General features: G+C 64.4%; 8 protein-coding genes and 1 pseudogene. 2 read left to right on the forward strand and 7 right to left on the reverse strand.

Features of this window, described 5'->3' with window-relative positions; translation table 11 throughout:
• The 3 genes and pseudogenes from WBF82_RS12520 to WBF82_RS12530 all read right to left on the reverse strand — a co-directional run.
• Positions 1-405 (reverse strand): annotated as a pseudogene (locus WBF82_RS12520) (cytochrome P450); the annotation flags it as partial.
• A complete protein-coding gene (locus tag WBF82_RS12525) occupies positions 402-1,340 on the reverse strand; it encodes a fumarylacetoacetate hydrolase family protein (protein ID WP_424383344.1) in 939 nt (312 codons plus the stop codon). The pseudogene WBF82_RS12520 and the gene WBF82_RS12525, both read right to left, overlap by 4 nt.
• Entirely contained in the window at positions 1,337-2,461 is a 1,125-nt protein-coding gene (locus WBF82_RS12530; RefSeq protein WP_424383345.1) for a VOC family protein, read from the reverse strand. Before WBF82_RS12530 ends, WBF82_RS12525 begins: the two co-directional genes overlap by 4 nt.
• Before the next feature lie 154 nt (positions 2,462-2,615).
• On the opposite strand from WBF82_RS12530, the gene WBF82_RS12535 reads away from it, so the two are divergent.
• Positions 2,616-3,218 (forward strand): TetR/AcrR family transcriptional regulator, encoded by a 603-nt coding sequence (locus WBF82_RS12535; RefSeq protein ID WP_424383346.1) that lies wholly within the window; start codon positions 2,616-2,618, stop codon positions 3,216-3,218.
• On the opposite strand, the gene WBF82_RS12540 is transcribed toward WBF82_RS12535, so the two are convergent.
• From WBF82_RS12540 to hisN, 3 genes are all read right to left on the reverse strand, one after another.
• Positions 3,211-4,419: an acyl-CoA dehydrogenase family protein gene (locus WBF82_RS12540; RefSeq protein WP_424383347.1), complete on the reverse strand. Its 1,209-nt coding sequence runs from the start codon at positions 4,417-4,419 to the stop codon at positions 3,211-3,213. The two genes, WBF82_RS12535 and WBF82_RS12540, sit on opposite strands and share 8 nt — an antisense overlap.
• Positions 4,420-4,460: 41 nt before the next feature.
• Complete coding sequence (locus tag WBF82_RS12545) at positions 4,461-5,855, reverse strand: acyl-CoA dehydrogenase family protein (RefSeq protein ID WP_424383348.1); 1,395 nt, start codon at positions 5,853-5,855, stop codon at positions 4,461-4,463.
• A gap of 89 nt (positions 5,856-5,944) precedes the next feature.
• The gene (gene hisN / locus WBF82_RS12550; protein ID WP_424383349.1) at positions 5,945-6,730 is read right to left on the reverse strand and encodes a histidinol-phosphatase; all 786 of its coding nucleotides are present in this window, start codon (positions 6,728-6,730) and stop codon (positions 5,945-5,947) included.
• 60 nt (positions 6,731-6,790) lie between these two features.
• On the opposite strand from hisN, the gene WBF82_RS12555 reads away from it, so the two are divergent.
• Positions 6,791-7,075 (forward strand): hypothetical protein, encoded by a 285-nt coding sequence (locus WBF82_RS12555; protein WP_424383351.1) that lies wholly within the window; start codon positions 6,791-6,793, stop codon positions 7,073-7,075.
• Here the strand turns inward: WBF82_RS12555 and WBF82_RS12560 are convergent.
• Positions 7,072-8,433, reverse strand: a complete 1,362-nt coding sequence (locus WBF82_RS12560) for an FAD-dependent oxidoreductase (RefSeq protein WP_424383350.1) — start codon at positions 8,431-8,433, stop codon at positions 7,072-7,074. The two genes, WBF82_RS12555 and WBF82_RS12560, sit on opposite strands and share 4 nt — an antisense overlap.
• Positions 8,434-8,542 lie beyond the last annotated feature (109 nt).

Genomic DNA, 8,542 nt, shown 5'->3' on the forward strand with positions numbered 1-8,542 from the left:
GTCGTTGACGCCATCGATCTCGCCGTTATCAAGCGCGGCTTCGACAACGGTGGCGGCCATCGTGTCCACGCTGTCGCCGATCGCGCGCAGCGCACGTGGCAATAGCCCATGCGCGAGCAGCTTGCGCCGCCGATCGTGCTCGGCGCCATCGCTGTTGAGCGTCGTGCCCCGCGACAAGCGGTTGGCGATCCGGTTGAGCGCGACGCCGCTTCCCGAAAGGAAGGTCGCGTCATCACGGAGTACGGCCTTGCACTCGGCATAGCGGGGCAGCGCGAACACCTTGTGCTTGGTCAACCACACCACCGGGCCGAGGTCTCGCAACCGCTGGTAGTGCGGGTAGGGATTGACGATGGCATCTACTGAGTAGATGTCTGGCTTATAGCCGGGCACACGCGCCGTGTTCACGCATACCTCACGGTGTTGCGTTGGGTGCCTAGTTCGATGGCGCCATCGTCGGTCGCAATGGTGGCTTCCACAACGTCGCCGTCCCGTAGATACTTCGGATTGCCGGCCTGGCGTCTGAAGAACGCTTTCCACTTGACTGCTGGTGGTAGCAACGAGCCAATGATCTCGACCGGCTTCGGCGGTGCGCTCAACGCGGTGCCGACCGGAGTGCCGGTCAGGATCAAGTCACCCGCGGCGAGGTCTTGAAACCGGGCCAGCGACTGCAGGGCTTGCAGTGGCTTGTAAAGCATGTCACCGTCGACCAGCATGTCTTGGCGCAGTTCACCGTTCACGCGCAGGCGCAGTCGCAGATCGCCAAAGCGCTTGAGTTCGTCACCGTCTAGCAGCACCAGCGCCGGCCCCGCCGGTGTGAAGGTGGGGTAGGACTTTGCCTCGTAGAACTGCGTCTGCGGCAACTGGATGTCCCGCGCGGAGACGTCATTGGTGACGACCAATCCGGCGATGAAGTCGGACAGGTTTGACTCGGAAATGGTTGCGCCGACGGGAATGTCGCGACCGATGACCAGGCCGATCTCGACCTCATAGTCGAGGAATCGGACATGCGCCGGTTTGACGATGTCATTGGTCGGCCCGGCGATCGACGCCGACGACTTGCGGAAGAAGGTCAGCGGGATGGTCTTTGGATCCATGCCGGCGTCCTTGACGTGCGAAGCGTAATTGGCCATCTGAGCCACCACCCGGCACGGCTTCGTCACCGGCGAGACCAACTGAAGGCTGTCGACGGGCACGGTCTCGCTGCTGTGGGCAGCGGCCTCGATCGCGGCGCGGTCGGCGAGCAACTCCGCGGTGGTGGTTGCGCTGGTGGTGATCTGGGCTGCACCGGTCGGGGTTTGCACCCACCAGGCGTCGACGGTGCGAAGGACGGCGATGGTCATGATCTGGCTACTTTCATCAGGCCGATGAGGCGGCGGACATCGAATTCGTTGTCGTCACGCAGTCCGCTCAGCATCGACTGCGCTTCGTGGCGAATGAATTTGGGGCTGATGCCGAGGAAGTCGTTGGTCGCCCGTGGTCCCCACTGGGCGAGTCCCGATGCGGTCAATGGCGCCCAGCCCGGTTCGAGTGTGCAGTCGAACATGTCGCCGTCGGCGAAGTGCTCGACGAGGAAGCCGTCCGGGTCACGCCAGTAGTCAAAAATCTGGCTGCCTTGAATGTGGCGTCCGATACCCCAAGACCGTTGATAACCATGATCTTTCAGATACTCACCGCCGGCGGCCAGCGCGTCGAGATCGCACACCTGGTACGCCGAATGCAGGTAGCGGTTCGTCGGGCCAAGCCCTAGCGCCACGGTGTGGTGGTCGACGGGAGTCGAGCCGCGGTCGCAGCGAATAAAGCTGAATGTCGGTCCGCGGTCCCGCTGGCCGGGGAAGAACTGGAAGTCGCTGACGATCATGCCGAGGTTGTCCAGATACCAGTTCAGCGCTTTGGTGTAACTGGTGCTCTGCAGCACCACGTGCCCGAGCCGTTGCACCGTCGTCGGCGTCCGCGACGGCCGTTGGGTCGCGTTGACCCGGTTGAGGTCCTCGCCGAAGTTGAAGGTGTGCGGCGTCTGGGCGGGCAGCGTGTCGAGCCGGTGCATGCCCGCCACGGCGTGCACCGGGACGCCGCTGGGATCGACGAGATCGACGGTCAGTCCACCGATCGGTTCCGGCAACGGTTGCATCCTGGTGCCGGTCGCGTCGGCCAATCGCAGCAGATCTGCCTCGTCATGAGCCGTGAACGCCATGCCGCGGAAGCGGGTGGTTTCGCCGCGGCGGATGAGCACGCATGGCGCACCAGGGTCGGTGCCGCGTAGCTGCAACTCGCTACCGGTACGGAGCACGGTTGCGAAACCGAAGGCGTGCGCGAATGCCTCCGCCCGAGTCAAGTCAGGCTTTTCGAATTCCAGCCAGGCGATGTCATGAACCTTGATCACCGGATTGCGTGATCGGCCCAGATGCTCGCCCTTACCGGCGCCGTGGTCGCTGTGTAGGTCTTGGTGTGCGGTGTTGGTCATGGATCACCTCAGCTGGGGCTGGCGCTGCTCATGAAAGTATTGAACACTAATGTTCAATATAGATCAAGAGCGTACCGCAAAGAGCTTTCAAGGTCTGGATAGAACATAGGAGTACTATCTAGCGCAGGCCGCCGAAACGACCAAGGACGCGCACATGACAACCCCGACGGATCAGCGGATCAGTGAGGCCGCGATCCGACTGTTCGTTGAAAAGGGCACGACCCAGCTGACCGTCAGTGAATTGGCCCAGGCGGCGAACGTGGCTCGCGGCACGCTCTACCGCAACGTCGGATCGATGACCGACCTGTTTGACCGCGTTGTCGCCGAGTTCGCCGCAGACCTGCATCAGCGAGTCTCGGAAAGCTTCGCCGGCATCGACGACCCGGCGGCGCGGCTGGCCATCGGCCTGCGGCTGTGGATCCGCTACGCCTACGAGAACCCGACCATCGGTCGGTTCGCCGTTAGGTTCGGCCTGTCCGAGGAGTCATTGCGCGCCGTGATGAGCGGACCGCCGATGCGCGACATCAGCGCTGGTGTTGCAGCCGGCCGATATGACATCGGTTCGATCACCGTCGACAGCATCGCCTCGTTGGCTCTTGGCGCCACGGTGAGCGCGATGTGGATGGTGCTCGAAGGCCATCAGACCTGGCGCGAGGCCGGATCGTCGACGGCCGAACTTGTCCTGCGTGCCATGGGAATTGAGCCCGCCGAGGCGCGGGAAATCTCAATGACCGAGCTACCGCGCCTGGCTACTTGAGTTCGGACGACGACAGGCCCAGCAGGCGTCGGGCAACGACCAGTTGCTGAATCTGCTGGGTGCCCTCGAAGATGTCCATGATCTTCGAGTCACGGGCCCACTTCTCCAGCAGCGCTTCCTCGGAATAGCCTGCGGTGCCGGCTAATTCGACGGCTTTGAGCGTGATGTCGCTGCCCACCCGGCCAGCCTTGGCCTTGGCCATTGACGCTTCTTTGGAGTTGGGGATCTTGTTGTCGGCCTGCCACGCCGCACGCAGCGTCAGCTGGTAGGCAGCTTCCCAGTCGGCCTCCATTCGCAGGAACTCAGCCGCGGGCGCGCTCTGTGCGTGCGATGGTTTGTCGTAGGAGATTTCGACGCCGGCGTTGGTCAGGATCTTGCGCAGCTCTTCCAGTGTGGCGCGAGCGATTCCGACGGCCATCGCCGCGACGACCGGGCGGGTGTTGTCGAAGGTCTCCATCACCCCGGCGAATCCCTTGCCGGGCTCGATGTCCGGGTTGCCCAGCAGGTTGTCCTTCGGGATGCGGGCATTGTCGAACCGGATGACGGCCGTGTCGGAGCCTTTGATGCCGAGCTTGTTCTCCAGCCGCTCGACGGTAACGCCGGGGTGTTCGCGCGGCACAATGAACGACTTGATCGCCGGGCGGCCCTTGGACTTGTCCAGCGTCGCCCACACCACGATGTGGGTAGCGCGCGAACCCGCTGTAACGAAGATCTTTTCGCCGTTGATCACGTATTCGTCGCCGTCCAGCTTGGCGGTGGTGGACACCGCCGCCGAATCTGATCCGAATCCGGGTTCGGTGATCGCCATCGCCGCCCAGACCTTGCCCAGCCGCTGCAACTGTTCGTCGCTGGCCACGGCGGAGACTGCCGCGTTGCCGAGGCCCTGGTAGGGGATCGACAGCAGCATCGCTGCATCGCCCCAGCTGGCTTCCAACGCCTGTAACGCCGCCGCCATGTTGGCGCCGTTACGGTTCTCGTCCGAGCTTTCGCTGGCCTTAAGCCCACCGGCGCCGGCCATGTCCAAGGTGTTCGACTCGGCGGCGCCGGCGAACAACTCGGCCAGTGTGTCGAGCTCGACCGGGTAGGCGTGCTCTTTGAGGTCGTATTTGCGGGCGATCGGCCGCATCATCTCCGCAGCGCCCTGGTGCGCCTTGTCGATCACCGCGTGCATCTTGCGGGGCAGTTCCAGATTGATTGCCATGATTGGTCTTTCGGTTGACTTGGATGACGACTCGATGACGGCTAGATAACTACGACGCCTTCAGCTATTCCGATGGCACGCAGGTCGCGGTACCAGCGCTCGACGGGGTGCTCCTTGGTGTAGCCGTGGCCGCCGAGCAGTTGCACGCCATCTAGGCCGATTTGCATGCCCTTGTCGGCGCCGAGGCGCTTGGCCAGTGCCGCTTCGCGGGTGAACGGCAGACCTTGCTCGGCCCGGGCAGCGCCGCGCCAGGTGATCAGCCGCAGCCCGTCGAGCTCGATGGCGATGTTGGCGCACATGAACGCAACTGACTGCCGGTGTGCAATCGGTTCTCCGAAGGCTTCGCGTTCCTTCACGTAAGGGATGACGTAGTCGAGCACTGCGTGCGACGTCCCGACCGCCAGCGCAGCCCAACCCAGCCGGGACAGCGCGATCGCTTCGGAGTAATCGTCGTCGCCGGCTTCATCCTCACCCAGTCGCGCGTTTAGCGGCACCGACACGTTCTCGAGCTCTACGTGGCCCAGCGCGGCGGCGCGGATCCCCATGCTGGGGTCGGCTTTGACCGTCAGGCCGTTGCTCGACGACTCGACGATGAACAACGCGGGCTTGCCGTTGAGTTGGGCAGCGATGACGAACAGCTCGGCGTTGGTTGCCGCTGGGACAAGCGATTTGACCCCATCGAGCCGGTAACCGCTCGGCGTGCGCACCGCCGTGGTCTTCAGCGCGGTGGGGTCGAACAGCGGCTGCGGCTCGGCAATGACCACGCACGCCTGCGGGACGTTCTCGTCGGCGAATTCCTTCAGGTAGGTGGCCTGCTGGTCGGCGCTGCCCCAATGGGTCAGCGCGGCGGCGACGCCCGCCGGGGCCAGGATCGGCAGTGCCAGCCCCATGTCGCCATAGGCCAGCGCCTCGGCGACCAGCACGTTGGTCACGCTGGAGCGGTGTTCGGCGATGCCGTCGAAATCCTCGGGAACGTTGACGGCGGTGATCCCCAACTCCGCCGCCTTGGCGACCAGGTCTGGGGGATAGGTGGTCGCCTCGTCGGCGTCATGGGCCGCAGGACGCAAAATCTCTTCGGCGAATTCCTCGACGGTCTCGACGATGAGCTTTTGGTCGTCGTCGGGCGTCAGGTCGTAGTAGTCCTTACCGCTGGTCTTCAGGCGGGTCGGTCCGCCGCGAATGCTCTGAACCCGCTTGAACTGACGGGTGGTCGCCCCGGCAGTGGAGAACATCGTCTTGACGCCGTAGCGCAGCGTCCGGTTCAGCGGATCGCGCAGGTTGTACTTGTCCAGGAACTCCTGGCCGACGATGGGCGTAAGCAGGCCCAGCGCGACGTCGATACCTGTTCTCTTGTGCTTGTACTCGCCGACGGCGGTTTTCCGGCCGTGTTTCCGGTGTGGCTTCGAGCCGTTTCGGGTGGCGACAGTGTCTGTCATGGGAGCAGCTTCCGTCGTTGGAGCAATGCGAATACCGGCTATCTTACTCCAGAGTAAGGTCGCGGCGCCTGTTAAGTAGTTCACACCGGCTACCCGGCCGAAAGCCTGCCCAATACCTCGTCGTGCAGCAGCCCGTTGGTCGCCACCGCGCTGCCGCCGTGCGGCCCGGCGGCGCCGTCAAGGCTGGTGAACGCCCCGCCGGCCTCGCGGACCAGGATGTCCAGCGGCGCCAGATCCCACACCGACACTTCCGGCTCGGCGGCGACGTCGACCGCCCCCTCGGCGACCAGGCAGTAGGACAGGAAGTCGCCGTAGCCGCGCACCCGCCACATCGCATCGGTCAGCTCGACAAAGCGTTCCCGTAAGCCCAGTTGGGCCCAGCCGGACAGGCTGGAGAATGACAAGCTGGCCGAATTGAGTTGCGCCACTGAGGAAACCGAGAGCCGCCGAGCCGGGGTATCGCCGACGGCGGCGAACGCGCCTGCGTCGCTGGCGGCCCACCATCGGCGCTGCAGCGCCGGCGCGCTGACCACCCCGACACAGGGCACGCCGTCGTCGAGCAACGCGATCAGGCTGGCCCACACCGGCACGCCCCGCACAAAGTTCTTGGTGCCGTCGATCGGGTCGATGATCCACTGCCGGCCGGCCCAAGCCGTTGACCCGCCGAACTCTTCGCCAAGAATGCTGTCATCCGGCCGGACTCGTGCGAGCGTCTCTCGCAGGCCGGTTTCGACCGCACGATCCGCATCGCTGACCGGCGTCAGGTCGGGTTTCGTGTCGACCTGCAGATCCAGCGCCCCGAAGCGGGCCAGCGTCACCGCGTCGGCCTGGTCGGCCAGCACCAATGCCACCGCGAGGTCGTCGGGGGGCGTCATAGTTGCAGTCCTACCATGGGCGTCGTGTGGGAACTCCTTACAGTGCTATTGCTGGTTACCATGCTCGCGGCGTTCCTGGCTCCGCGGTTGATGCGTCGCGGCCCGAGCGGAGACGTGCTCAGCGGCACGCTGTTGATCACCGGTGTCAGCCCGCGGCCCGACGTCGACGGCGAGCAGTTCGTCACGATCACCGGCGTCATCGACGGACCAACGCTCAACGAGCACACGGTCTATCAACGCATGGTCGTCAACGTGGACAAGTGGCCGACGGTGGGCGAACTAAAGCCGGTGGTGTACTCCCAGCGGAATCCCGACAACTGGGCTTTCGCGCCAGCCGACAGCTAGCCGTGGCTGATTTTCAGCAGCTTGGCCAGGCTGGGCAGTTTGACGCGCGGCCGTCCGTGCGGCTCTCCAACCGATCGCTCATGCTCATCGATCAGCTTCCAGTGCGCGTCGGTAACCAGCTTCGGCTGCCGGGACGCCAGCCACTCGGCGATTTTGTCGGCATGGTCGTCGGGGAAATCCGCTAGCTCGGTTGTGCCGGTCAAATCGCCGATCAGGGTGTCGACGGTGTCCTGGGAGTCCTTCTTATTGGTGCCGATCACGCCGCTCGGCCCGCGCTTGATCCAGCCGACGACATACTCGTTGCGGCGGCCCTCGACCCGTCCGTTGTTATGCGGGATGGTCGCGCTTTTTTCGTCGAACGGCAGACCCGGAGTGGGCACACCGCGATACCCCACCGACCGCACAACCAGCTGAACCGGCAGCTCCTCGCGGTCGCCGGTGTCCTTGGCAGCGACCCGGCCGTTCTCGTCGGTGACCAGCTCGTTGCGGCCGAGCACGATGCTCTCCACTTTGTCGTCACCGTTGATTTCGATCGGCGAGGTCAGGAACCGAAATACCATCCGCCGGTTTCCGGGATGCGGCTCGTTTCCGGCGTAGCCGCGCAACACTTTGATGTTCTGCTTGCACACTTTGCCGGCCGCCTCGAGATCCTCGTCGGTAATGCCTTCGAGGTCGGCGGGGTCAACTATCACGTCAAGGCCTTCGAGGTCTGCCAGTTCTCGCAGCTCCAACGTGGTGAACGCGGATTGCAGAGGGCCGCGACGACCGATGATCACCACTTCTTCCACGCCGCAGGGGCGCAGCGATTCCAGTGCGTGGTCGGCGATATCGGTAGCGGCCAGCGCGTCGGGGTCGGTGACGAGAATGCGCGCGACGTCGAGTGCGACATTGCCGTTGCCGACCACGACGGCTCGGGCGCCAGACAGGTCCGGCGTCGTCTGCTCGAAGTGCGGGTGGGCGTTGTACCAGCCCACGAAGTCGACCGCGGCGACGCTGCCCTCCAGGTCTTCGCCGGGAATGTTCAAGGACCGATCCGACTGCGTTCCGACCGCATAGATCACCGCGTCGTAGCGTTCGGCGAGTTCAGCGGCTTCGACGTGTTCACCAACAGAGATGTTGCCGAAGAAGCGGAAACGCGGGTCCTCGGAGGTCTTCTCGAACTGCTTGCTGATCGACTTGATCTTCGGGTGGTCGGGCGCAACGCCGGAGCGCACCAGACCCCATGGGGTCGGCAGCATTTCCAGCATGTCGACATTGACTTCAATGTCCTCGGCTGAGTCGGCAGCTTTCAGCAGCGACGCCGCCGCGAAGAACCCGGAGGGACCAGAACCGACAATCGCGACGTGGAAAGGACGCATACCACCTGATGCTAAACGCCCCGGCCAAGTCGACGCTCACATCGTGGCCCGGCTCCTTCTCACCCCGCTGCGCGGGCGGCATCGTTGCCGGGCGTCGCACGGTAAGTCA

It is taken from the genome of Mycobacterium sp. (assembly GCF_049673265.1).
Taxonomy (GTDB): domain Bacteria; phylum Actinomycetota; class Actinomycetes; order Mycobacteriales; family Mycobacteriaceae; genus Mycobacterium.